The sequence below is a fragment of the Streptomyces sp. NPDC026515 genome (assembly GCF_055567595.1).
The window spans coordinates 167,706-190,228 of record NZ_JBVHQD010000010.1; the positions used below are offsets into that span (position 1 = coordinate 167,706).

A 22,523-nucleotide genomic window follows, 5' to 3' on the forward strand; every position below is an offset into this window, starting at 1 on the left:
GAGGGCCCGACCGGCAAACCCAACCACCCCCATCCCCATAGGGAAACCAGCCAACCCCGGGGGCGGGGGAAAAAAGCAGCCGGTAAAAACACCTCTCTCTTTCTGCCTTGCCCTCGCCCCCCCCCCCCGCTCCGGGTCAGCCGCATGGCCGCCGGGTACGCCGCCGACGTACCGAAGCCGAGCAGTACGCGCGCCGCGATCAGCACCCCCAGCGAGGGGGCCAGCGCCCCCATCAGACCGGCGACGCCCACCAGGCCGGTACCGGCGAGGTAGAGCCGGCGCGGCCCGTACATGTCCACGAGCCGGCCGATCACCGGCTGGCCCACGGCGGTGGCCAGGTACAGCGCGGTGACCAGCCACACCGTCTCGGCGGGCGGGGCCCCGAAGGCGATGCCGATCGGCACCAGGGCCACGGCGATCATCGAGGAGTTGATCGGGTTCAGTACGGAACCCAGGACCATCGGCGCGATCAGCCGCCGGTCGAAGCCGTCGGGGGCGGGGCGGGTGTCCTGCGGGGTGCGTCCGGTGAGCTTGGGTATCACGGGCGCGAGAGCCGTTCCAGCAGTTCGAACGCGGTGAGCATGGTCTGGCGTTCCTGCTCGGTGTAGCGCTCCTCGAAGGCGCGGGCCAGCCACTCGTCGCGCACCTGCCGGTTGCCCTCGACACGGGCCTGTCCGGCCTCGGTGAGGGTGACCAGCTGGCGGCGGCCGTCGGTGGGGTCGGGGCTGCGCCGGATCAGCCCCTGCTGGTCCAGGGCGGCCAGCGTGGTCGCCATCGACTGCGGCCGCACCCCCTCGGCGGAGGCCAGCGCGCTGGCCGTGGCGGCGCCGTGCTTGGCGACCAGGGTGAGCGCCGACTCCTGGGACGGGGTGAGGTCCGCGTCCTGCGCGACCTCCCGGATACGGCGGCGCAGTCTGCTGAACGCCACGCGCAGGTCGCGCGCCGTACGGGTCGCGGAGTCGGAGATCTGAACCATGCGGCCACCCTAGGGCCGTCAGTGGAAACTGTCCAGCTGCAACTGTTAAGTTCCGGCTGAAGATGCGGGGCGGTCGTTACGCTGGTCCCGTGCGCCTGCTCCTCACCACCGACACGCATCTCCCCGTGCGCGCCAGGCGGCTCCCGGACCGGCTCCTCGCCGAACTCCCGCGCGCGGACGTCGTGTTCCATGCCGGCGACTGGGTCGACGAGGCGACCCTCGACCTGTTCGAGAGCCGCAGCCGCCGTCTCGTCGCGGTGTACGGCAACAACGACGGTCCCGGCCTGCGCGCCCGGCTCCCCGAGGTGGCCTACGCCGACCTGGGCGGCCTGCGTTTCGGTGTGATCCACGAGACCGGTGCCGCCCGGGGCCGCGAGGCCCGCTGCGCCGCCCGCTTCCCGGACCTGGACGTCCTGGTCTTCGGCCACAGCCACATCCCCTGGGACACCACGGCCCCGGCCGGCCCGCGCCTCCTCAACCCCGGCTCGCCCACCGACCGCCGCCGTCAGCCGCACTGCACCTACCTCACCGCGACCGTCGCCGACGGCGCGCTCACGGAGGTGACACTGCACCGGCTGCCGCCGCGCCGACCGGCGCCGTGACAAGGAGCGCGGACCGTCTCCCGGGATGCGTCAGGGGGCGATTCCGACCCCGTCGATCCTGCTCCACCGGGTCTCCTGGGCCGCCGTCATGGCCGGCCAGCGCAGTCCGCCCGGCCGTGGGCGGACCCGCGAGGCGTAGGAGCCGGGGTGGAAGTCCGGGTCGTAGAAGCAGCCGGTGGCGTAGGTCCGGTCGAACGCGGCGCACGAGCCGGCGATCGCCCGGGGCGCCGGCTTCCTGCCGGTGCGCACCCAACCGTCCAGCGCCGCGACCGAGTTGGCGTACTCCGCGTCGCTCAGCGCGCTGTGCTCGGACTCGTGGGTGAACGTCTGCACGAGGTACCGGTCGCGGTGCGCGCCGCGCAGGGCGGCCCGGTAGGCCGCCTCGTGCTCCACGAACGCCGTCGGATCGTCGATCGCGTGCATCGTGAGCACCGGGATCGACACCCTGCCGGTGAGATCGCTGTCGTACGACAGGTCGCGCACCGCCGTCGGATCGGCGGCGAACCGCTCCACCCCGGCGTTGAGGGCCGTGTCGTCGTGCGACCCCGAGTACCGGACACCCAGGTTCGAGAACGGGTTCCGGCCGCCCAGCCGGTCGCGCACGATGTCCCGGAAGGTGAAGACCGCGAACCGCAGATGCGACTCCAGGGTCCGCTCGGGAACGCCGGTCACGGCGAGGATGTCGTCCAGGTTGCGTTGCTGGAGGGCGGTGCGTTCCTGCGGGGCCGAGGCATAGCCCGTGCACTCCTGGAGCCGGGCGCGCAGTCCGGCCGTGGTCAGCGTCGAGTCCGCGCGCAGCCCCTGCCACAGCGGGTAGGGGGGTTCGGCCGGCCGGGGCATGTTGCGGCAGTAGTACTGGTAGACGACACGGAGGTCGACGCGGTAGTCGTACCCCCGGGACCCGCCGCCGAGGACCCCGCTGGTGAGCAGCGCCCCGTCGTACGGTCCGCCCCGCCTCCCGTACACCTCGACGACCTTGGCGGCGACGTCCCCGCCCCAGGACTGGCCGTGCACATAGGTCCGCCGTGGCCCGCCGAAGTTCTCGACGAACAGCCGGCGCACGTTCTCGGTGTCCTCGGCGGCCATGCGGGTGCCGTAGCCGCCCCTGCGGTAGGACGAACCCGCCCAGGCATAGCCCTCCTTCACCATCACCGACCAGCGGGCCAGGTCGTCGACGCTGCGCGCCGGGTCCGAGCCGGTACCGAGGTCGGGGCCGCCGTGGGCGTGCACGACCAGGGAGCCGTTCCAGTGTGCGGGGACGGCGATGGCGTAGTAGGCGCCGTGGATGTCCTGGCCGGTGTAACAGGTGGCCCTGCCGTCGAGTTCCGCCGGGCACACGACGGCGGCCGGCGGCGCCGCCTGCGCCTGCGCCTGTGCGGGCGGGGCGCCGGCGACGGCGGCGGTGAGGGCGGCCGCCAGTGAGGCGAGCACTCCGGTGCGCCGGCGGCTCGTCCGGCGGCTCCGTGCGGGGGTTCTCGACTTGTCCAAGGCGCGGCTCCCTGTCCTCGTCGGCGCTGCTTCGCGCCGTCCGCGGCGATGCTAGGGAGCGGGCCGGGACCGGAACCATGGCGCGGGCGTTGTGTTCATAGTGTTCGGCGGAGGGAACACGTCGTCGCGCGCCCGGCCGGGGTCCGGCGCGGCGGCCCGTTCGGGGAGTGCGTGCCGGGCGGCCCCGACCGGGACGGGGACGGTGAACTCGTGGTGCGGTTCGGCTCACCCCTCCTGGCTGTCAGTGCGCGGCGGCCGCGTGGATGGCCCCGCTGGTCGTCGTCAGCGGCGCACCGCTGCCGCCCCAGCGCAGGGCGACGACCTCGGCGGCGACGGACACCGCGACCTCCTCGGGCGTACGGGCACCGAGGTCGAGGCCGAGCGGGGAGCGCAGCCGGGACAGTTCGGCCACGGCGAGCCCGGCCTCGGACAGCCGGGCGCGCCGCTCCTCGTGGGTCCTGCGGCTGCCCATCGCCCCGATGTAGGCGGCCGGCCGGCGCAACGCCTCCTCCAGCAGCGGCACGTCGAACTTCGGGTCGTGGGTGAGGACACAGATCACCGTGCGGTCGTCGGTCGCGGTGGAGCGCAGATAGCGGTGTGGCCAGTCCACGACCACCTCGACGGCGGCGGGGAACCGCTTGGGCGTGGCGAAGACCGGGCGCGCGTCGCACACGGTCACCCGGTAGCCGAGGAAGTCACCGATGCGGGCCACCGCCGCCGCGTAGTCGATCGCGCCGAAGACCAGCATGCGCGGGGGCGGCGCGAACGACTGGAGGAACACGGTCACCGCGTCCTCCCGGCGTTCCCCGTGCGGGCCGTAGTGCCTCAGGAGCGAGGCGCCGAGGGCGAGTTCGCCGCGCGCGTCGGCGGTGACGGCGACGTCCAGGCCGCTCGTGCCGAGCGTGCCGGCCGCCCGGTCCGGCCAGACGGCGAGGGTGGCACCACGTGGTGCGGGGCCGTTCACCACGGTCGCCGCGGTCACCGGCTCGCCCGTGGCGACCGACGCGGCGACCGCGCCGAACGCCGGGTCGGAGCCGGCGGTCACCGGCCGGACCAGCAGGGTGATCTCGCCGCCGCAGGTCAGGCCCACCGCGAACGCGTCCTCGTCGCTGTAGCCGAAGGTCTGCAACCGCGGCTCGCCGCTCGCCGCCACCTCCTGCGCCAGTTCGTAGACGGCGCCCTCCACACAGCCCCCGGAGACGCTGCCCACGGCCTCGCCGTCCGGGCCCACCGCCATCGCCGCCCCGGGCCCGCGCGGCGCGCTGCGGCTGACCGCGACCACCGTGGCCAGCCCGAACGTGACCCCGGCCGCGTGCCAGTCGGCCAGCACCGGCAGGATCTCACGCACCTTGCGCTCCCTTTCCCGAGGCCGCGTCCCCCCGCGCCGCCCGCCGCTTCAGGAGAGGCCAAAGGTGCGGTGCGCATGCGTCGAACGGACGTGGTGCTGATCACTCTATGGCCGGGTCCGGGGAGCGGCGAGCGCTGCGGGCGGCTTGCGGCGACCGTTAATCCGTTGCCGTGGGGTGCGGTGCCCTGCTGCACTTCTTCCCGACCTTGATGACCCGACGGCCCACCGAGAGGACCAGCGATGCGCGCTGCGTGCATGTCCACCCAGGAAGGAATCCCACCCATGCCGAAGGACATCACGCTCCGTGCATCTGCTCAATCTCGGAATTCTCGCGCACGTCGACGCAGGTAAGACCAGTCTGACCGAACGGCTGCTGCACGCGGCCGGGGTCATCGACGAGATCGGCAGCGTCGACGCCGGCAGCACCCGGACCGACACCCTCGCCCTGGAGCGGCAGCGCGGGATCACCATCAAGTCCGCGGTCGTGTCGTTCCCCCTCGACGGGGTGACCGTCAACCTCCTCGACACCCCGGGCCACCCGGACTTCATCGCCGAGGTGGAACGCGTGCTCGGGGTGCTGGACGGCGCGGTCCTGGTCGTCTCGGCCGTGGAAGGCGTCCAGGCGCAGACCCGTGTGCTCATGCGGACCCTGCGTCGGCTGAGCATCCCCACGCTGGTCTTCGTCAACAAGATCGACCGGCGCGGTGCCCGGCACGAGGCGGTACTCGCCCAGCTCGCCCGCAGGCTCGCCGTACCGCTCGTCCCGATGGGGCGGCCGGCCGCGCTCGGCACCCGCGCCGCGCGCTTCGAGCCGGGCCTGGACCCGGGCGCGGTGGACGTGCTCGCCGACCACGACGACGCGCTGCTGGCCGCCTGCCTGGACGGCGAGGTCCCCGACGCCCGACTGCGCGCCGCACTCGCCGACCAGACCCGGCGGGCCCTGGTCCACCCGGTCTACTTCGGCTCCGCCGTCACGGGCGCCGGGATCCCCGACCTGATCACCGGCGTCGAACGGCTGCTCCCTGCCGCCGACGGCGACCCGGCAGGACCGCTGTCGGCCACGGTCTTCAAGGTCGAACGGGGTCCGGCGGGGGAGAAGATCGCCTGTGCGCGCATCTTCGCCGGCTCCCTCAGGGTCCGCGACCGGATCCCCTTCGGTGGTGGTGCAGCCACCTCAGGCGGGCGGGCGGAGGGGCGGGTCACCGCGCTGAGCGTCGCCGAGGCAGGTGCGGAGCTGCGGCAGGACCGTGCCGAGGCCGGGCGGATCGTCAAGGTGTGGGGGCTCGGCGGCGTCCGCGTCGGCGATGCGCTCGGCGTTCCCGGCCGGGGACACGGGCACCACTTCGCGCCCCCGGCCCTGGAGACCGTCGTCGTCCCCGGACCGGCCACCGACCGGCGCACCCTGCACGTCGCGCTCACCCAGCTGGCCGAGCAGGACCCGCTGATCGACGTCCGGCACGACGAGGCACGGCAGGAGACCTCCGTCTCCCTCTACGGCGAGGTGCAGAAGGAGGTCGTCCAGGCGACCCTCGCCGACGAGTACGGCCTCCACGTCACCTTCCGGGAGACCACCCCCATCTGCGTCGAACGTCTCACCGGCAGCGGAGCCGCCGTCGAGTTCAACAAGAAGGACGGCAACCCCTTCCTGGCGACGGTGGGTCTGCGGGTGGAGCCGGCCCCGCCGGGCGCCGGCGCCGGCTTCCGGCTGGAGGTGGAGCTGGGCTCGATGCCGTACGCCTTCTTCAAGGCCGTCGAGGACACCGTGCGCGAGACCCTCGGCCAGGGGCTGCACGGCTGGCGGATCCCCGACTGCACGGTGACCATGACCCACTGCGGCTACTCGCCCCGGCAGAGCCATGCCCACCAGGGGTTCGACAAGAGCATGTCGAGCACGGGACACGACTTCCGCGGACTCACCCCGCTCGTGCTGACCGAGGCGCTGCGCCGGGCCGGAACCCAGGTGCACGAGCCGATGCACCGGTTCCTGCTCGAGGCTCCGGCGGACACGCTGGGAGCGCTGCTTCCGGTGCTCACCCGCCTCGGCGGGCTGCCCCGGCGGACCAGGACGCAGGGAGCGCTCTGCCTGCTGGAGGGTGCGGTGCCCGCCGGCCGGGTGCACCGGCTGGAGCAGCTGCTGCCGGGACTGACCCGGGGCGAGGGCGAAATGGAGAGCGTGTTCGACCACTACGCGCCCGTCGCGCACGGCACCGTCCCCGAACGCCCACGGACCGATCACAATCCGCTCAGCCGGAAGCGGTACCTGTTGAACGTGACGGGCCGAGCGAGCGGTTGAGTCCCAAGTGTCTGACAGGCATTCAACTTACCCATGAGTCAGAAGTATTGACGGTGTCCGGAAATCACCGGACTGTAGTGGACATGACTACTATCCGGGCACGTTTGGTCGTTGTCCTGGTTGTCCTCTGCGGATTCCTCGCGGTGGCGGGCGCTCCGTCCGCCGCCGCGGCCACCCCGTCCGACTCCCTCTGGTTCGACGGCACCTCGCTCACCGTGCAGAACGGCCGTTTCGTCGACGGCCAGGGCCGCGAGGTGGTGCTGCGCGGCTACAACGTCTCGGGGGAGACCAAGCTGGCGGAGAACGACGGGCTGCCGTTCGCCTCCGCCGCCGACGCCAAGAAGTCCGCCACCGCGCTGCGCGCCCTGGGCGGCGGCAACGCCGTGCGCTTCCTGCTCTCCTGGGCTTACGCGGAACCCGTCAAGGGCCAGGTGGACACCGCGTACCTGGCCGCCGCGACCGCGCAGATGCAGGCGTTCCTCGACTCCGGCGTCCGCGTCTACCCCGACTTCCACCAGGACCTGTACTCCCGCCACCTGTTCAACCCGGGCAGCTGGTACACGGGCGACGGCGCCCCCGCCTGGGCGGTCGCGCTGGGGAACTACCCGGCCGAGTCCTGCGGCATCTGCCTGTTCTGGGGGCAGAACATCACCCAGAACGCGGCCGTACAGAAGGGCCAGTACGACTTCTGGCACAACAACTACGGCCTCCAGGACGCCTTCCTGGCCACCGCCCAGACCACCATGGCCTACCTGGCACAGCATCTGACGTCCGACCAGTTCGCCGGTGTCGTCGGCTTCGACCCCTACAACGAGCCGTACGCCGGCTCCTACGACTCCGGCCAGACCTCCCGTACCTGGGAGCAGAACCTGCTGTGGCCCTTCTACCAGAGGTTCCGGGCCCGGATGGACGCGGCCGGCTGGAGCGCCAGGCCCGCCCTGGTCGAGCCGAACCTCTTCTGGAACGCCAACATCAGCACCCAGAAGCAGGAGGGCGGCCTGCTGGACGCCGGCACCCTCGGCCCGCGGTATGTCCTCAACACCCACTTCTACGACCAGAAGGCCATCTCCGGCATCCTGATGTGGGGCAACGCCTCCGACGGCCAGTACAGCACCGACCTGGGCACCGTCCGCGACCGCGCCTCCGCCGCCGGAACCACGGCGGTCGTCAGCGAGTTCGGGCATCCGCTGTCCGGTACCACCGCGGGCAAGGCGCCGACCGTCGACAAGGCCATGTACCAGGCCCTCGACTCCCGCCTGCCCGGGTCCACCTGGTGGTCCACCCCGGCGTCCTCCGGGCCGGTGCTCTCCGGCAGCCAGTGGCAGTGGGACATCTACAGCGGCCGCCACCACGAGCTGATGAACGACAACCCGGAGAAGGTGCTCGTCACCGGCGACGCCTGGAACGACGAGGACCTCTCGGCCGCCGCCATGAACGACTCCGGCGCGGTGACCCTCCGTCAGGACGCCAGGCTGCTGGACCGGATCTACCCGGGCGCCACCTCCGGCTCCACCCTCGCCTTCACCTACGAGGACCGCTCACGGGACGGTTCGACGACCCTGACCTGGAACCCGGTGCCCAGCTCGCTGCCGAACGTGGCCGCGCTGGTGGGATCCGGCCAGTACGCCGTCCAGGTCTGGCGTTCCGGCAGCGCCACCGCACCCACCGAACTCCACCTCCCGGCATCCTTCCCGAGCGCGTCCACCACGGTCGTCTCGGACCTGGGCACCGTCTACGCACCCCCGTCGTACACGTCCTCGACCCCGGTCGGCGTGGCCGTCGAACCTGGTGGCACGGGCAGCCGCCGACTGCTGCTCAGCGACTCGGACTCCGGCGTGGCTCACTTCGCGCTGGTGACCAACGGGGCGGCCTCGCCCGGCTCCGCCCTGCTGAACGCCGCCAGGTCGGAACTGGCCGCCTGGGTGGCGGCGAAGTTCTGAGGCGTGTCCTCGTCCGCCGGGCGCCGTACGGGCCCGGCGGACGAGGACACAACGGCGTTGAGACCCAAGCCGACTTACCGGAAAGTAAGGTGGGGTGACGTGCTGATCAAGAGACGGCGGCGACAGAATTGGTCATCAGGCGGATGACGGAGGGGGCAATCGTGCCGGGCAGGCTCAAGGCGCCGACGGGACGCTACGGCGGCCGGTCCGCCGAGGAACGCAAGGCCGAACGGCGCCGGCGCTTCCTCGACGCGGCGCTCCAGCTCTTCGGTGACGCGCCGGGATACCGCGCCACGACCGTCGCCGCGCTCAGTCAGGCGGCCGGCCTGTCCACCCGGCAGTTCTACGAGGAGTTCCACACCCTGGAGGACGTGCTCGCCGCGCTGCACCTGGAGGTCAACGGGTGGGCCGAGGAAGCGGTGCGGGACGCGTTCGCCGAGGCGAAGCCGCTGTCGCTGGTGGAGCGGGTGACGGTGCTCTTCCGCGCGTACGCCCGTGACGTCACCTCGGACCCGCGCCGTATCCGGGTCGCCTTCGTGGAGATCATCGGCGTCAGTCCGCGCCTCGAGGACCAGCGCCTCGCGCGGCGGGCGCGCTGGGTGGAGCTGATATGCGGCGAGGCGGACGCGGCGGTGGCGCGCGGTGACGCGGCGCCGCGGGACTACCGGCTGGCGGCGACGGCCTTCATCGGCAGCGTGAACGGATTGCTGCACGACTGGAGCGCCGGCTGGGTGGACGCGACGCTCGATGACGTCGTGGAGGAACTGGTGCGGCTGCTGGTGGGGATGCTGCGACCGGAGGACTGGACGTCCGGGGGCGCCCGGCAGGGAGTGAACTGCCCCTGAGGCATGGCAAGTTCACGCCTGCCCCACCCGTTGACCCCACCCTCCGCCCGCTCTGCGGCGCCTCCGCGCTCAGACCGACAGTGAGATCACGGTCGCCGCCGTCCAGAGGGCGCAGGCGAGCAGGGAGCAGGCCAGCAGCCGGCGGCGCAGGATCCGGTACCTCTGCTCGTACTCACGCCTCAACTCGACGCTGCGTTCGGCCGTGCGGCGCCATGAGGCACGGCTCAGCGCCAGGTACTCGACTGCGACCTGACACTCCAGGTCCTCCCGTTGCGTGTCCGTGAGCCAACCCAGTCGATCCGTCAGGCGGGCAGCCGCCGCGCGGCCCTCCTCGCGCGTCGCCGCCAGCAGCAGGTGTCCCTCGATCTGGGCGACCAGCGCCCGCTCCTCCTTCCGAGCCGTCATCGCGCGCTCAACTCCCGCTCCCTGAGGGGCACTTCGGGATGGTGCAGATCGAACGCCGGGGATTCGCTCCGTATCCGGGGGAGGGACACGAAGTTGTGTCGCGGGGGCGGGCAGGACGTAGCCCACTCCAGGGAACGCCCGTACCCCCACGGATCGTCCACCTCGACCTTCTCGCCGTACTTCGCCGTCTTCCACACGTTGTAGAAGAACGGCAGCAGTGATGATCCCAGCAGGAACGAGAAGATCGTCGATACCGTGTTGAGCGTGGTGAGGCCCTCCACCGCCAGGTAGTCGGGGATCCGGCGCTGCATGCCCTCCGCGCCCAGCCAGTGCTGGACCAGGAAGGTGCCGTGGAAGCCGGTGAACAGCGTCCAGAAGGTGATCTTGCCGAGCCGCTCGTCGAGCATCTTGCCCGTCATCTTCGGCCACCAGAAGTGGAAGCCGGAGAACATCGCGAAGACGACCGTGCCGAAGACCACGTAGTGGAAGTGGGCCACCACGAAGTACGAGTCGGAGACGTGGAAGTCGATCGGGGGCGAGGCGAGCATCACGCCGGTCAGCCCGCCGAAGGTGAAGGTGATCAGGAAGCCGGTGGCCCAGAGCATCGGTGTCTCGAAGGACAGCGAGCCCTTCCACATGGTGCCGATCCAGTTGAAGAACTTCACCCCGGTCGGGACGGCGATGAGGAACGTCATGAAGGAGAAGAACGGCAGCAGCACACCGCCGGTGACGTACATGTGGTGCGCCCACACCGTCACGGACAGACCGGCGATCGCGATGGTCGCCGCGATCAGACCCATGTAGCCGAACATCGGCTTGCGGGAGAAGACCGGGATGACCTCGGAGATGATGCCGAAGAACGGCAGGGCGATGATGTACACCTCTGGATGGCCGAAGAACCAGAAGAGGTGCTGCCAGAGCAAGGCTCCGCCGTTCGCCGCGTCGAAGACGTGTGCCCCGAACTTCCGGTCCGCCTCCAGCGCGAACAGCGCGGCGGCGAGGACGGGGAAGGCGAGCAGGACCAGGACCGCGGTCAGCAGCACGTTCCACACGAAGATCGGCATGCGGAACATGGTCATGCCGGGGGCGCGCATGCAGATGATCGTGGTGATGAAGTTGACCGCGCCGAGGATGGTGCCGAAGCCGGAGAAGGCCAGACCCATGATCCACATGTCGGCGCCGATGCCCGGGGTGCGCACCGCGTCCGAGAGCGGGGCGTAGGCGAACCAGCCGAAGTCGGCGGCGCCCTGCGGGGTGAGGAAGCCGCCCACCGCGATGGTGGAGCCGAACAGGTACAGCCAGTAGGCGAACATGTTCAGCCGCGGGAAGGCGACGTCCGGAGCACCGATCTGCAGCGGCATGATCCAGTTCGCGAAGCCCGCGAACAACGGGGTCGCGAACATCAGCAGCATGATCGTTCCGTGCATCGTGAACGCCTGGTTGAACTGCTCGTTCGACATGATCTGCAGGCCCGGCCTGGCCAGCTCCGCGCGCATGAACAGGGCCATCACGCCACCGACGCAGAAGAACGAGAACGCTGTGACCAGGTACAGCGTGCCGATCGTCTTGTGATCCGTGGTCGTGAGCCACTTGAGGTTCCTCATACCCCGCCTGTGTCCGGGCGGAGCGCACCGGTCACACTCGAGGGATGCGACGAGCGTCACGGAAAGAGGTGTGACGATCGGAAAGGTGCCGGACAAGAACCGAACATGAGCAACGACGAGATCTTCGCCGCTGCCTATCGCGAGCACTACTGGGCGGTCAGCCGCTATGTCGCGCGGCGACTGGACGGGCGGACCGGCGAGGTGGAGGAAGTGGTGGCGGAGGTGTTCACGGTGGCCTGGCGGCGCCGCGCAGACCTCCCGGCGACCCCGCTGCCCTGGCTGTACGGCGTGGCACGCAACTGCCTCGCCAACGCGGTACGCGGCTACGGGCGCAGGCGCCGGCTGCTGGACCGGCTGGGCAACGACGAGACCGCCCACGGACGCCACACCGTGGCCGGTCCGGACAGCGAACGGCCCGGCTCCTGGGTGCACGAGGCGCTGGGCCGGCTCTCCCCGGCCGACCAGGAGGTGCTGCGGCTGACCGCGTGGGAGGAACTCGGCGTGGACGAGGTCGCGGTCGCCCTGGGCTGCGGCAGCCGGGCGGCCGCGATGCGGCTGCACCGGGCCCGTCGCCGGCTCAGAGCCGAGATCGACCGACTGCGGCCCCCTGCCGTCGACGCTCTTACCGAGGAACACCGCCATGGCTGACGAACTCCACCTGCTGCGCGCCGCCGACCCGGTACCCGCCGCGGGCCCCCACTTCGGCGACGGTCCCCTGGACCACACCGCCGAACGGCACCTCGCCCGGTTGCTGCACGAGACCCCGCGTCCCCGGCGCCGGACCAGGCCCCGACTGGCGTGGTCGCTCGCCGCGGCCCTCGTCGCCGTCGTCACCGTGGTGACCGTGCTGGTGGGCGGTCCGGCCGGCACGCCCGCGGTCGCCGCGCCCCGGCCGCTGGCCGTCCGCGTCCACTCGGTGCCGGTACCGCTCGCCGAGGTCGCGGAACTGGCCGCCGTGGCGGCCCAGGACGGTTCCCCGGCCCTGCGCCAGGGCACTCACGTGCAGTCCTGGAGCCTCGGCATGAGCGACGGCAGGCCGCCGGTCACCCTGCCCGAGGAGCGGGTGGAGCGATGGGCGGCGGACGGCAGTCACACCGAAGTGGTCGTGGCGACCGACCCGTCCCACCCCGGCCGCCCGGTCCTCACCGACGACGGCGACCGGTCACGGCTGGTCGGGGACGGCCACGTGCTCAGCCGGCGCACCTTCCCCCCGATGTGGGGCGACGGGCCGCCGCTCGGCACACCCCCGCACGACCCGGCGGAGCTGCGCGCCTACCTCATCGAGCTGGTCTACGGCCACACCCGCACCCTCACGACCTCCGAGCTCCTGGACGCCACCCACGAGCTGCTCGACAACTGGACGCTCGGCGCCCGGGAGTCGGCCGCCCTCGCCGAACTCCTCGCCGACGCCCAGGGCCTGCGCCCGGCCGGCCAGGTCACCGACCGGCTCGGCCGCACCGGGCAGGCGTACGTCCACGACGAGGGCTCGGGCGCCCGGCGGATGCTGATCCTGGATCCGGGCACCGGTGCCGTACTCGGCCTGGAGACCACGTTCACCCGGGACGATCCCGAGTACGGCGTACGGGCCGGTGACGTCATGGAATACAGCGCCTGGATGCGCTGATCACCCCCCGAGCTGCCGGGCGGCGGCGGTGACGGTCTGCTCCAGCAGTACGGCGATGGTCATCGGGCCGACGCCGCCCGGCACCGGCGTGATCAGCGAGGCCCGCTCGACGGCGGTGTCGAAGTCGACGTCACCCACGTTGCCCGCGTTGTAGCCGGCGTCGAGCACGACGGCGCCCGGCTTGATGTCCTGGCCCCGGATCAGCCCGGGGCGGCCGACGGCGGCGACCACGATGTCCGCCTCCCGTACCGCCGCCGACAGGTCCCGGGTGCGGGAGTGACAGTAGGTGACGGTGGCGTCGCGGGCGAGCAGCAGCATGCCGGCCGGCTTGCCCAGGATCGCGCTGCGGCCGACGACCACCGCCCGCTTCCCGGCCGGGTCGACGTCGTACGCGTCGAGCAGGCGCAGGATGCCGCCGGGCGTGCAGGAGACGAAGCCCGGCAGGCCGAAGCTCATCGTCGCGAACGACGCGAAGGTCACGCCGTCCACGTCCTTCTCCGGCGCGATCGCCTCGAACGCGGCCCGCTCGTCGATGTGTTCGCCGACCGGGTGCTGGAGCAGGATGCCGTGCACCGCCGGATCGGCCGACAACTCCCGCAGGGTGGCGACGAGTTCCGCGGTGGTCGTGGTGGCGGGCAGCGCCACGTGCCGGGAGGCGATACCGGCCTTGCGGCTGCGGTTCTGCTTCATCCGGACGTAGGTGACGGAGGCCGGGTCCTCGCCGACCAGCACGGTCGCCAGGCACGGCGTGGTGCCGGTGCGCGCGGTGAACTCGGCGGCCCGCTGCGCGGTCTGCTCGACGATCCGGCGGGCGACGGCGGTTCCGTCCATGAGAGAGGCATGGGTCATGCGGCACACTCCTGAGCTGGTCAGACCTTGATCGCCCAGGCGCACGGCTCGACAGTGCGGGCCGCTCCACGGTGGTGCTCCACCTCAGCGCCAGTCACGGCCCGCGCCCAGAGTAGCCGAGGCGCTCAGCGTTTCCCACGGCGGTGCGCCGCCCGCAGGAGCGTGCGCAGCAGGACGACGGACCCGCCCGGCCGGGCTCGGCGGCTGTGCCCCAGTCCGGCCCGCGCCGAGAAGGTCCAGGTCAGCCGGGCGCTGACCTGGACCCTCGCGGCCCTGGCGGCTACTCGTCCCATGCCTGGATCGTGATCTGTTCGGCGATCTTGCCATCACGCAGCGTGACCATCGATTCGGCGAGCACCCGGACGCCGTCCGCGTACTCGCAGGACTCGCTGTAGGCGGCCCGGTCACCCTGCACGATGCACTGGTCCAGCCTGTGGGTCATGTCCCGGCTGTAGACGTCGTCCAGCAGGGCGGCTATGTCCCGGCGGCCGTGCAGGACCCTGGGGTGGCTGGGCTGGTCGGTGCGGTCGACGATGCGGATCTCCGCGTCGTCCGTGTAGAGCGCCAGCAGGGTGTTCCCCGTGTTTCCCTCTATCGCCCGGCGCAGCGTGTCGGTGTCGAACGTGGGGCCTGTCGCGGTGCCCATGGTGACCTCCTGCGGGAGCCCGCGGCCCGATGCGGAGCAGGCCGCGACGGCCCCTGCTTCGAGCCTCCTCCGCCCCGCCGGGCTCGGCAAGCGCAGGCCGGGCACTCCGCCTGACGGGTGAGGGGGACCGGCTGCCCGTGACCGGCCGGGCGCCCAGCCCGTTGCTGGAGACATGATCTCCACACGACGTATCGTCGCCGCCGTCGGCCTCGCCGTCGGGGTCACCGGCCTCGCCGCCCCGCTGGCGAACGCGGCCGACGCGAGCGCGCCGCACTCCGGGAACCCCACCGTGCTCGGCGTGCTCGACTCGGTCTCCCGCATCGGCATCCCGGCCGAGCACCAGGACGAGATCCCCAGGATCTCGGAGCAGGTGCAGGGACTGAACGGGCTCCAGAAGCTGGGCGAACTGCACCAGCTCACCGACATGGCCGCGCCGGCCACGGGACTGGTGCCGGCCATCGAGTCCTGACCCCGGACCGCACCCCGAGGGCCGTTCCGCACCGGGGGCGGCCCTTCGTCGTACGCGGTGACCGGTGGCCGGCCACCGCGGCCTCAGTCCGCGGCGGACAGGAACTGCGTCGCCGCCAGTTCCGCGTACAGCGGGTCCGCCGCCACCAGCTCCCGGTGCGTGCCCACCGCGCGGACCCGGCCCGCGTCCATCACGACGATCCGGTCGGCCGTCGTCACCGTCGACAGGCGGTGCGCGACCACCAGCACGGTGGTCGACCGTGCCACGTCGGCGACGGTGTCCCGCAGGGCCGCCTCGTTCACCGCGTCCAGCTGCGAGGTCGCCTCGTCCAGCAGCAGCAGCCGGGGCCGGCGCAGCAACGCCCGGGCGATCGCGATCCGTTGCCGCTCGCCGCCGGACAGCTTGGTCCCGCGGTGCCCGACCAGTGTCGCGAGGCCCTGCGGCAGCCGCGCCACCAGGTGGTCCAGCCGGGTCGTCTTCAGGACCCGTGCCACCGTGTCCTCGCCGGCCAGCGGATTGCCGAGGAGCAGATTGTCCCGCAACGATCCGGACAGGACGGGCGCGTCCTGCTCGACGTATCCGATGGCCGAGCGCAGCAGGGGGAGTTCCCAGTCGGCGAGCGGACGGCCGTCGAGGGTGATCGTGCCGGACTCCGGGTCGTAGAAGCGCTCGATCAGCGAGAAGACGGTGGTCTTCCCCGCTCCGGACGGACCGACGAACGCCGTCATGCCCCGGGCGGGTACCTCGAAGCTGACGCCGTGGTGCACGTACGGCAGGTCGTCGGCGTAGCGGAACCGTACGGCGGTGAAGGTGACGGCGGCCGGCTCGGCGCCGGGGGCCGGCAACTCGGCGGGCGCGGACGGCGGTTCGGCGGGCAGTCGCAGCGCCTCCTGGATCCGGGCGAGCGCGCCGGCGCCGGTCTGGTACTGCGTGACGGCGCCGACGACCTGCTGGATCGGTGACATCAGGTAGAAGACGTAGAGCAGGAACGCCACCAGCGTGCCGATGCCGATGGCACCGGTCGCCACCCGTGCCCCGCCCACCGCCAGCACCGTGATGAACGCCAGTTGCATCGCGAGCCCCGCGGTGTTGCCCGCCACGGCCGCCCACTTGGCGGCCCGCACGCTCTGCCGCCAGGACTCCTCGGCGGCCTCGTGCAGCACCCGTTCCTCGCGGTGCTCGGCGCCCGACGCCTTCACGGTGCGCAGCGCGCCCAGTACCCGCTCCAGTGAGGCTCCCATCACCCCGACCGCGTCCTGCGCCCGCCGGCCGGCCCGGTTGATACGCGGCACGATCATGCCGAGGACCGTGCCCGCCCCGGCGATCACCGCGAGCGTGACGCCCAGCAGTACCGGGTCGACCACCCCCATCATCACCACCGTGGCGACCAGGGTGAGCCCGCCGGTGCCGAGCGCGACGAGTGAGTCCGTGGTGACCTCGCGCAGCAGGGTGGTGTCCGAGGTGATCCGCGCCATCAGATCCCCGGGTTCGGTGCGGTCCACGGCGGTGATCCGCAGCCGCAGCAGGTACGACGACAGGGTGCGCCGTGCCCCCAGCACCACCGACTCGGCGGTGCGCCGCAGCACGTACGAACCCAGGGCGCCCACCACGGTGTTGGTGACGACCAGGCCCGCCATCGCGAGCAACCTCCCGGAGACGGAGCGGTCGTGGGACAGGTCCTCGATCAGTCCCCGCGCCACCAGCGGCAGCAGCAGCCCGGTCGCCCCCGTCAGCAGCGAGAGCACCGCACCGGCCGACAGGGCCCAGCGGTGCGGCCGTGCATAGGAGAGGAGCAGCCGGAACGGGGACGGACCCGTCCGGTCTCCGGTCCGTCCCGGCGAAACAGCGTCTGCGGTGGTCACGGTGCTCCTCGTCCGGGCGGTGGGCGGCGCCCCCAGGCTACGTCGGGCACATCGGCCACCGTGGGGCTCAGGGCCCCACCGGTCGGCTGACCGGCGGGAAAGATCCGTGATGATCGACGTGCTCCGTGCCGTTACCGAGCGGTCACGCGTAGGGTCGGAATACAGGCACGTCAGCAGAGCGACGAAAGGGTCAGGTCCATGGCGCAGGAAGTACGCGGCGTGATCGCACCGGGCAAGGACGAGCCGGTGCGGGTCGAGACGATCGTGGTGCCGGACCCCGGGCCGGGCGAAGCCGTCGTACAGGTACAGGCCTGCGGGGTCTGTCACACCGACCTGCACTACAAACAGGGCGGGATCAACGACGAGTTCCCGTTCCTGCTCGGCCACGAGGCCGCCGGTGTCGTGGAGTCGGTCGGCGAGGGTGTCACGGACGTGGCGCCCGGAGACTTCGTGATCCTCAACTGGCGTGCGGTGTGCGGCCAGTGCAGGGCCTGTCTGCGCGGCCGTCCCTGGTACTGCTTCAACACCCACAACGCGAAGCAGAAGATGACCCTCGCCTCGACCGGGCAGGAACTGTCCCCGGCGCTCGGCATCGGAGCCTTCGCCGAGAAGACGCTGGTCGCCGCCGGACAGTGCACCAAGGTCGACCCGGCCGTCTCCCCGGCGGTGGCCGGCCTGCTCGGCTGCGGGGTGATGGCCGGCATCGGTGCCGCGATCAACACGGGCAGCGTCGGCCGCGGCGACTCGGTCGCCGTGATCGGCTGCGGCGGGGTCGGTGACGCCGCGATCGCCGGGTCGAAGCTGGCGGGCGCCGCGAAGATCATCGCCGTCGACATCGACGACCGGAAGCTCGAGACCGCGCGCACCCTGGGCGCCACGCACACGGTCAACTCGCGGACCAACGATCCCGTCGAGGCGATCCGCGAGCTGACCGGCGGCTTCGGCGCCGACGTCGTCATCGAGGCGGTCGGCCGCCCCGAGACCTACCGGCAGGCCTTCTACGCCCGCGACCTCGCCGGGACGGTCGTCCTGGTCGGCGTACCGACCCCCGAGATGAAGCTCGAACTGCCGCTCCTGGACGTCTTCGGCCGCGGCGGCGCGCTCAAGTCCAGCTGGTACGGCGACTGCCTGCCCAGCCGGGACTTCCCCATGCTGATCGACCTGCACCTGCAGGGCCGGCTGCCGCTGGACGCCTTCGTCACGGAGACCATCCGGCTCGACGAGGTGGAGAAGGCGTTCGACCGGATGCACCAGGGCGACGTGCTGCGTTCGGTGGTGGTGCTCTGATGACCACCCGGATCGAACGCGTCGTCACCGCCGGGCAGTTCACCCTCGACGGCGGCTCCTGGGACGTCGAGAACAACGTCTGGATCATCGGCGACGAACGTGAGGTGATCGTCATCGACGCGGCCCACGACGCCGAGGCCATCGCCGAAGCCGTCGAGGACCGGGTCCTGAAGGCGATCGTGTGCACCCACGCGCACAACGACCACATCTCCGCCGCGCCCGCCCTCGCGGACCTGACCGGCGCCAAGATCTGGCTGCACCCCGACGACCTGCCGCTGTGGAAGCTCACCCACCCCGACCGCGACCCCGACAACCACCTCTCCGACGGGCTGGTCATCGAGGCGGCCGGCGCCGATCTGACCGTGCTGCACACGCCCGGCCACGCCCCCGGCGCCGTCTGCCTGTACGAGCCGGGCCTCGCCACCGTCTTCACCGGTGACACCCTCTTCCACGGCGGCCCGGGCGCGACCGGGCGGTCCTACTCCCACTTCCCGACGATCATCGACTCCATCCGGGACAAACTGCTCACCCTCCCGCCGGAGACGAAGGTCCTGCCCGGACACGGCGATTCGACCACCATCGGCGCCGAGGCTCCCCACCTGGCGGAGTGGATCGCCCGCGGCCACTGACGCGAGGAAAGCGGCGGAGGCCGTCAGGCCTCCGCCAGCGGCAGGCGTCCCGGGTGACCGGGCGGCAGCGCCAGGTCCTCGCGGACGGCCGCGTAGAAGTCGTCCCGGCCGTCGCGCTGCCGTTCCAGCAGGATCCGCCACGCCTCGGGATCCCGCCGCTCCTCCCGCAGGAACCGTTCCATCGCCATCACCGCGAGCACCCACTCCTGTCCCTTGGCGACCACCGCCGGGCTGCCCAGCATGATGAGCTTCTCGCCGTGCGGATCACGGGCCGACTGGGCTTCGGCAAGCAGGGGTTCGGCCTCCTGCGGGGAGAGCGGGCGGGGATGGGGGTCGTTGCCCAGATGGGCGGCCACCCGGTAGTCGACGGAGACGGTCCTCTTCAACGCCTGCGCCCACTGCGCGTACACGGTCAGCCGGCGCTCGTCCCAGCGCGCCTCCTGCTCGCGCCGGAACCGCACCCGATCACCCCGTACCACCGCGAGATACGAACCGAGGGCGCCGATCACGACGCCCAGCAGAGCCGGGAGTTGCTGCAAGAACGCGGACATGCCCGCACGCTATCTGTCCTGTTGATCCTTCGGCCCGTACGGTCGTGCCATGACCGGACTCAATCGCTTTGCGGGACACGGGGTTCTCGTCACGGGCGCGGCCCGCGGCATCGGCGCGGCCGTGGCCCGGCGGCTGGCCGAGGAGGGCGCACGGGTGCTGGCGGCCGACCGGGACCTGGCCGAGGCGGAGCTGACGGCCGCCGCGTTGCGCGAACAGGGTCTGGCGGTCGAGGCGTTCGGCTGCGACGTGGCCGACCGGGACTCCGTGAGGGGCGCCGTCGAGCGTGCGGCCGCCGCCTTCGGCGGACTCGACGTGCTGGTGAACTGCGCCGCGCACTGCACCCCGGACGTGCCGCTCTTCGAGGACCAGCCGGAAGACGGCTGGGATCTCGACCTCGACATCACCCTCACCGGCGTGTACCGCTGCTGCCGGGCCGCCCTGCCGCACCTGGCCGCCTCGGGTCGCGGCGCCGTCGTCAGCATCGGCTCCGTCAACGCCGGGGCCGACTTCGGCAATCACGCCTACAGCGCCGCCAAGGCCGGCCTCGGCTCGCTGACCCGCACCCTCGCCGGGCACGCGGCCGCGCGCGGGGTCCGGGTGAACCTGGTGGAGCCGGGTACGGTCCGCACCTCGGCGTGGGCGGACCGGGAGGACGAACTCGACGCCCTCACGCCGCTCTACCCTCTCGGCCGGGTCGGCGAGCCGGCGGACGTCGCCGCCGCCGTCGCCTTCCTCGCCTCCCGTGACGCCGCCTGGATCACCGGCACCACGCTCCGCGTCGACGGCGGTCTCACCGCCGTCCACGGCGGTTTCCACGCGGCGCTGCGGCCGCACCGGGAGATCCGGCACGCCTCACAGAGCGGCTGACGCCGCCGTGACCGCGGCCAGTACCCGCCGGGTGTCGTCCTCGGTGGTCCGCCAGTTGCTGAACGCCGCCCGCAGTGCCGGCACCCCGCCGTACACCGTCGGGGTGAGGAACGTCTCCCCGGACGAGGCCAGCGCCCGGGCCAGGGCGTCCACCCGCTCCTGCGTGGGGTCCTCGGCGAGGGTGAAACAGACCACGTTGAGCCGGACCGGGGCGAGCAGGCGCAGGGCCGGGAGGGCGTCGACGCCCTCCCCGAGGCGGCGGGCCTCGGTGACGTTGCGCTCGACGATCTCGCGGTGTCCGGCACGGCCGTACGCCGTCAGGGAGAACCAGGCAGGCAGCGCCCGCAGCCGGCGGGAGGTCTCCGGGGTCAGGTGCAGGAAGTCCGGATCGCCGGTGGGCGGCCCCAGATAGGGGGACTCGTTGTGGAAGACGGCCACCTGGAGGTCGCGGCGGCGGGTGAACTGCACGGCCGCGTCGTAGGGGACGTTGAGCCACTTGTGCAGGTCCACGCAGACCGAGTCGGCCGCGTCCAGACCGGCGACGAGCGGGGCGTGGGCGGGGGAGAGGGCGGCGAAGGCGCCGAACGCGGCGTCGACGTGCAGCCAGAAGTCGTACCGCTCCCTGAGCGCGGCGATCGCCCGCAGGTCGTCGAAGTCGACGGTGTTCACCGTGCCGGCGTTGGCGACGACGATCGCCGGCCGCCCGTCCAGCGCGGCCAGCGCCGCGTCCAGCGCGCTCACGTCCACCGCCTCCCGGTTGCCGGGCAGCAGCGGGACCGGCCGCAGCCGGTCCCGCCCGATGCCGAGCACCGACAGTGCCTTGCCGACACTGGAGTGCGGGCTGCCGGAGAGCACGTCGACCGGGCCGAGAGCGGCCGAACCCGCCCGGGAGACGTCCACCCCGAGCCGCTCGCCGAGCCACTGCCGGGCGACCGCCAGACCGACCGTGTTGGACATCGTGGCGCCGGTCACGAACGCCCCGCCGTGCGCCTCGCCGAGCCCGAAGAGTTCGGCCAGCCAGGCCACGGTCTCGCGCTCCAGGGCGGTACCCCAGGAGCCGAGGGCCCCGGCCGCGTTCTGGTCGTACGCCGAGGTCAGCCAGTCGCCGCTCAGGGAGGCGGGCGTCACACCGCCGGTGACGAAACCGAGGTAGCGTGGGCCGGCCGAGGCGGAGAGACCCGGCGCCCACCGCTCGGTGAACCGGGCCAGCGCGCCCTCTCCGCCCTCCCCCTGTTCGGGCAGTGCCGCCCGCGCGGGTACCGGGCCGGGCGCGGCCACCGGCCGCTCGTCCAGCCCGGCCAGCGCGCGGACGGCGACGTCACGGGCCGACCGCAGAAGTCCGGGGAACCGGGCGAGATCGTCGGCAAGCATGCGGTGCATGGACGGCAGCCTAGGCCGCCCGCGCGGACGACGCCGAAGTTAACCGTTTCGTCACAGCCTGGCCGGTGCTACAACCAATGCCCTCGATCGGCCGGTCTAGGACCACGAGATCGCAGGACACAGGAAGGAGACAGACTTCACATGGGGGACATACGCAGACGAGGTGCCGTCGTACTCGGCGTCACCGGACTGGTGGCGCCGCTCACGCTGGCGCTCACCTCCGCTCCGGCGCAGGCCGCGAGCTGCACCACCCAGGCGGGGCCGTACCAGAAGCAGGTGGAGAAGTTCCTCGGCCGGCCGGTGGACGGCAAGCAGTCCGCCGCCGACTGCAAGGCGATCAAGGCCTTCCAGGACAAGCACGGCATCACGCCCGACATCGGCTACGCCGGCCCCGTCACCTGGGGCGTGATGGACCTGATGAACAAGCAGAAGGCCGTCGGCAACAAGCCGAACAAGGACGGCAAGTGCCCCACCAACAAGGGGCGCATCGCCTGCGTGAACCTCACGCTCCAGCTCAGCTGGATCCAGGACGGCAACAAGCTGGTCTACGGCCCGGTCCCGGTCCGTACCGGCCGCAAGGGATACGTCACCCGCACCGGCCTGAAGAAGATCTACTGGCGTGACATCGACCACGTCTCCTCGCTCTACAACGTGCCGATGCCCTACAGCCAGTTCTTCGACGGCGGCCAGGCCTTCCACTCGGTGGGTCTCAGCATGTGGAACCCGCCGGGTTCGCACGGCTGCGTCAACATGACCACCGCGACCGCCAAGAAGTACTGGTCGCTCCTGAAGAACGGCGACGACGTCTACGTGTACGGCCGCAAGCCGGGCACCTGACGGCACCCGGCCCCGGCCGC

23 protein-coding genes and 1 riboswitch are annotated in these 22,523 nt (G+C 72.0%); of the genes, 11 read left to right on the forward strand and 12 right to left on the reverse strand.

Annotated elements, in window-relative coordinates; translation table 11 throughout:
- Both ACZ4O3_RS22455 and ACZ4O3_RS22460 read right to left on the reverse strand, forming a co-directional pair.
- A partial coding sequence (locus tag ACZ4O3_RS22455; protein ID WP_467723838.1) for an MFS transporter occupies window positions 1–539 on the reverse strand: 539 nt, incomplete at its 3' end.
- Entirely contained in the window at window positions 539–976 is a 438-nt protein-coding gene (locus tag ACZ4O3_RS22460) for a MarR family winged helix-turn-helix transcriptional regulator (protein ID WP_362731847.1), read from the reverse strand. The genes ACZ4O3_RS22460 and ACZ4O3_RS22455, both read right to left, overlap by 1 nt.
- 89 nt (window positions 977–1,065) lie before the next feature.
- Here ACZ4O3_RS22460 and ACZ4O3_RS22465 point away from each other — a divergent pair, with 89 nt between their 5' ends.
- On the forward strand, window positions 1,066–1,578 hold the full coding sequence (locus ACZ4O3_RS22465; RefSeq protein ID WP_384989055.1) for a metallophosphoesterase family protein: 513 nt from the start codon (window positions 1,066–1,068) through the stop codon (window positions 1,576–1,578).
- 30 nt (window positions 1,579–1,608) lie between these two features.
- Here the strand turns inward: ACZ4O3_RS22465 and ACZ4O3_RS22470 are convergent, their stop codons facing one another.
- Window positions 1,609–2,997, reverse strand: coding sequence for an alpha/beta hydrolase (locus ACZ4O3_RS22470; protein ID WP_467724055.1), 1,389 nt, complete (start codon window positions 2,995–2,997; stop codon window positions 1,609–1,611).
- Window positions 2,998–3,307: 310 nt separating this feature from the next.
- On the reverse strand, window positions 3,308–4,414 hold the full coding sequence (locus tag ACZ4O3_RS22475) for an XdhC family protein (protein WP_467723839.1): 1,107 nt from the start codon (window positions 4,412–4,414) through the stop codon (window positions 3,308–3,310).
- Window positions 4,415–4,718: 304 nt separating this feature from the next.
- Between ACZ4O3_RS22475 and ACZ4O3_RS22480 the strand changes: the two genes are divergently transcribed.
- From ACZ4O3_RS22480 to ACZ4O3_RS22490, 3 genes are all read left to right on the forward strand, one after another.
- Window positions 4,719–6,707: a GTP-binding protein gene (locus ACZ4O3_RS22480; protein WP_467723841.1), complete on the forward strand. Its 1,989-nt coding sequence runs from the start codon at window positions 4,719–4,721 to the stop codon at window positions 6,705–6,707.
- Window positions 6,708–6,790: 83 nt separating this feature from the next.
- Window positions 6,791–8,647 carry a glycoside hydrolase family 5 protein gene (locus tag ACZ4O3_RS22485; RefSeq protein ID WP_467723843.1) on the forward strand — a complete coding sequence of 619 codons (1,857 nt, stop codon included), beginning with the start codon at window positions 6,791–6,793 and terminating at the stop codon, window positions 8,645–8,647.
- Between the two features lie 161 nt (window positions 8,648–8,808).
- Complete coding sequence (locus tag ACZ4O3_RS22490; protein WP_467724057.1) at window positions 8,809–9,492, forward strand: TetR/AcrR family transcriptional regulator; 684 nt, start codon at window positions 8,809–8,811, stop codon at window positions 9,490–9,492.
- A gap of 69 nt (window positions 9,493–9,561) precedes the next feature.
- Here ACZ4O3_RS22490 and ACZ4O3_RS22495 read toward each other — a convergent pair whose 3' ends face one another.
- Both ACZ4O3_RS22495 and ctaD read right to left on the reverse strand, forming a co-directional pair.
- Window positions 9,562–9,897 carry a hypothetical protein gene (locus ACZ4O3_RS22495; protein WP_362731979.1) on the reverse strand — a complete coding sequence of 112 codons (336 nt, stop codon included), beginning with the start codon at window positions 9,895–9,897 and terminating at the stop codon, window positions 9,562–9,564.
- The gene (gene ctaD / locus ACZ4O3_RS22500; RefSeq protein WP_467723845.1) at window positions 9,894–11,501 is read right to left on the reverse strand and encodes an aa3-type cytochrome oxidase subunit I; all 1,608 of its coding nucleotides are present in this window, start codon (window positions 11,499–11,501) and stop codon (window positions 9,894–9,896) included. The genes ACZ4O3_RS22495 and ctaD overlap by 4 nt, the downstream gene beginning before the upstream one ends.
- 105 nt (window positions 11,502–11,606) lie before the next feature.
- On the opposite strand from ctaD, the gene ACZ4O3_RS22505 reads away from it, so the two are divergent.
- Complete coding sequence (locus tag ACZ4O3_RS22505) at window positions 11,607–12,149, forward strand: RNA polymerase sigma factor (protein WP_362732994.1); 543 nt, start codon at window positions 11,607–11,609, stop codon at window positions 12,147–12,149.
- Window positions 12,142–13,125 carry a CU044_5270 family protein gene (locus ACZ4O3_RS22510; RefSeq protein ID WP_467723847.1) on the forward strand — a complete coding sequence of 328 codons (984 nt, stop codon included), beginning with the start codon at window positions 12,142–12,144 and terminating at the stop codon, window positions 13,123–13,125. The genes ACZ4O3_RS22505 and ACZ4O3_RS22510 overlap by 8 nt, the downstream gene beginning before the upstream one ends.
- On the opposite strand, the gene ACZ4O3_RS22515 is transcribed toward ACZ4O3_RS22510, so the two are convergent.
- The 3 genes from ACZ4O3_RS22515 to ACZ4O3_RS22525 all read right to left on the reverse strand — a co-directional run bounded on the left by ACZ4O3_RS22515 (window position 13,126) and on the right by ACZ4O3_RS22525 (window position 14,620).
- A complete protein-coding gene (locus ACZ4O3_RS22515) occupies window positions 13,126–13,974 on the reverse strand; it encodes a bifunctional 5,10-methylenetetrahydrofolate dehydrogenase/5,10-methenyltetrahydrofolate cyclohydrolase (RefSeq protein ID WP_467723849.1) in 849 nt (282 codons plus the stop codon).
- Window positions 13,975–14,000: 26 nt separating this feature from the next.
- Window positions 14,001–14,082, reverse strand: a riboswitch (ZMP/ZTP riboswitch).
- Window positions 14,083–14,099: 17 nt separating this feature from the next.
- On the reverse strand, window positions 14,100–14,267 hold the full coding sequence (locus tag ACZ4O3_RS22520) for a hypothetical protein (RefSeq protein ID WP_384989065.1): 168 nt from the start codon (window positions 14,265–14,267) through the stop codon (window positions 14,100–14,102).
- Entirely contained in the window at window positions 14,255–14,620 is a 366-nt protein-coding gene (locus ACZ4O3_RS22525; RefSeq protein WP_362726704.1) for a nuclear transport factor 2 family protein, read from the reverse strand. Before ACZ4O3_RS22525 ends, ACZ4O3_RS22520 begins: the two co-directional genes overlap by 13 nt.
- Before the next feature lie 172 nt (window positions 14,621–14,792).
- On the opposite strand from ACZ4O3_RS22525, the gene ACZ4O3_RS22530 reads away from it, so the two are divergent.
- The gene (locus ACZ4O3_RS22530) at window positions 14,793–15,089 is read left to right on the forward strand and encodes a hypothetical protein (protein ID WP_362726701.1); all 297 of its coding nucleotides are present in this window, start codon (window positions 14,793–14,795) and stop codon (window positions 15,087–15,089) included.
- 83 nt (window positions 15,090–15,172) lie between these two features.
- Here the strand turns inward: ACZ4O3_RS22530 and ACZ4O3_RS22535 are convergent, their stop codons facing one another.
- Window positions 15,173–16,951, reverse strand: a complete 1,779-nt coding sequence (locus ACZ4O3_RS22535) for an ABC transporter ATP-binding protein (protein ID WP_467723851.1) — start codon at window positions 16,949–16,951, stop codon at window positions 15,173–15,175.
- Between the two features lie 198 nt (window positions 16,952–17,149).
- On the opposite strand from ACZ4O3_RS22535, the gene ACZ4O3_RS22540 reads away from it, so the two are divergent.
- Both ACZ4O3_RS22540 and ACZ4O3_RS22545 read left to right on the forward strand, forming a co-directional pair.
- On the forward strand, window positions 17,150–18,238 hold the full coding sequence (locus tag ACZ4O3_RS22540) for an S-(hydroxymethyl)mycothiol dehydrogenase (protein ID WP_362726695.1): 1,089 nt from the start codon (window positions 17,150–17,152) through the stop codon (window positions 18,236–18,238).
- Window positions 18,238–18,867: an MBL fold metallo-hydrolase gene (locus tag ACZ4O3_RS22545; RefSeq protein WP_362726693.1), complete on the forward strand. Its 630-nt coding sequence runs from the start codon at window positions 18,238–18,240 to the stop codon at window positions 18,865–18,867. Before ACZ4O3_RS22540 ends, ACZ4O3_RS22545 begins: the two co-directional genes overlap by 1 nt.
- A gap of 23 nt (window positions 18,868–18,890) precedes the next feature.
- Here ACZ4O3_RS22545 and ACZ4O3_RS22550 read toward each other — a convergent pair whose 3' ends face one another.
- On the reverse strand, window positions 18,891–19,418 hold the full coding sequence (locus ACZ4O3_RS22550) for a hypothetical protein (protein ID WP_467723854.1): 528 nt from the start codon (window positions 19,416–19,418) through the stop codon (window positions 18,891–18,893).
- Between the two features lie 49 nt (window positions 19,419–19,467).
- Here ACZ4O3_RS22550 and ACZ4O3_RS22555 point away from each other — a divergent pair, with 49 nt between their 5' ends.
- Window positions 19,468–20,286 (forward strand): SDR family NAD(P)-dependent oxidoreductase, encoded by an 819-nt coding sequence (locus ACZ4O3_RS22555; protein WP_467723856.1) that lies wholly within the window; start codon window positions 19,468–19,470, stop codon window positions 20,284–20,286.
- Here ACZ4O3_RS22555 and ACZ4O3_RS22560 read toward each other — a convergent pair.
- On the reverse strand, window positions 20,272–21,666 hold the full coding sequence (locus ACZ4O3_RS22560; protein ID WP_467723858.1) for a pyridoxal phosphate-dependent decarboxylase family protein: 1,395 nt from the start codon (window positions 21,664–21,666) through the stop codon (window positions 20,272–20,274). The genes ACZ4O3_RS22555 and ACZ4O3_RS22560 overlap by 15 nt on opposite strands.
- Window positions 21,667–21,807: 141 nt before the next feature.
- On the opposite strand from ACZ4O3_RS22560, the gene ACZ4O3_RS22565 reads away from it, so the two are divergent.
- The gene (locus tag ACZ4O3_RS22565) at window positions 21,808–22,503 is read left to right on the forward strand and encodes a L,D-transpeptidase family protein (RefSeq protein WP_362727340.1); all 696 of its coding nucleotides are present in this window, start codon (window positions 21,808–21,810) and stop codon (window positions 22,501–22,503) included.
- Window positions 22,504–22,523: the final 20 nt, after the last annotated feature.

Bases quoted from the DNA above. Each gene is read 5' to 3' on its own strand.
- ACZ4O3_RS22510 (WP_467723847.1), top strand. From the start codon at position 12,142: ATGGCTGACGAACTCCACCTGCTGCGCGCCGCCGACCCGGTACCCGCC.
- ACZ4O3_RS22515 (WP_467723849.1), bottom strand. From the start codon at position 13,974: ATGACCCATGCCTCTCTCATGGACGGAACCGCCGTCGCCCGCCGGATC.
- ACZ4O3_RS22495 (WP_362731979.1), bottom strand. From the start codon at position 9,897: ATGACGGCTCGGAAGGAGGAGCGGGCGCTGGTCGCCCAGATCGAGGGA.
- ACZ4O3_RS22560 (WP_467723858.1), bottom strand. From the start codon at position 21,666: ATGCACCGCATGCTTGCCGACGATCTCGCCCGGTTCCCCGGACTTCTG.
- ACZ4O3_RS22520 (WP_384989065.1), bottom strand. From the start codon at position 14,267: ATGGGACGAGTAGCCGCCAGGGCCGCGAGGGTCCAGGTCAGCGCCCGG.
- ACZ4O3_RS22550 (WP_467723854.1), bottom strand. From the start codon at position 19,418: ATGTCCGCGTTCTTGCAGCAACTCCCGGCTCTGCTGGGCGTCGTGATC.
- ACZ4O3_RS22530 (WP_362726701.1), top strand. From the start codon at position 14,793: ATGATCTCCACACGACGTATCGTCGCCGCCGTCGGCCTCGCCGTCGGG.
- ACZ4O3_RS22525 (WP_362726704.1), bottom strand. From the start codon at position 14,620: ATGGGCACCGCGACAGGCCCCACGTTCGACACCGACACGCTGCGCCGG.
- ACZ4O3_RS22485 (WP_467723843.1), top strand. From the start codon at position 6,791: ATGACTACTATCCGGGCACGTTTGGTCGTTGTCCTGGTTGTCCTCTGC.
- ACZ4O3_RS22540 (WP_362726695.1), top strand. From the start codon at position 17,150: ATGGCGCAGGAAGTACGCGGCGTGATCGCACCGGGCAAGGACGAGCCG.
- ACZ4O3_RS22505 (WP_362732994.1), top strand. From the start codon at position 11,607: ATGAGCAACGACGAGATCTTCGCCGCTGCCTATCGCGAGCACTACTGG.
- ACZ4O3_RS22565 (WP_362727340.1), top strand. From the start codon at position 21,808: ATGGGGGACATACGCAGACGAGGTGCCGTCGTACTCGGCGTCACCGGA.
- ACZ4O3_RS22460 (WP_362731847.1), bottom strand. From the start codon at position 976: ATGGTTCAGATCTCCGACTCCGCGACCCGTACGGCGCGCGACCTGCGC.
- ACZ4O3_RS22545 (WP_362726693.1), top strand. From the start codon at position 18,238: ATGACCACCCGGATCGAACGCGTCGTCACCGCCGGGCAGTTCACCCTC.
- ctaD (WP_467723845.1), bottom strand. From the start codon at position 11,501: ATGAGGAACCTCAAGTGGCTCACGACCACGGATCACAAGACGATCGGC.
- ACZ4O3_RS22555 (WP_467723856.1), top strand. From the start codon at position 19,468: ATGACCGGACTCAATCGCTTTGCGGGACACGGGGTTCTCGTCACGGGC.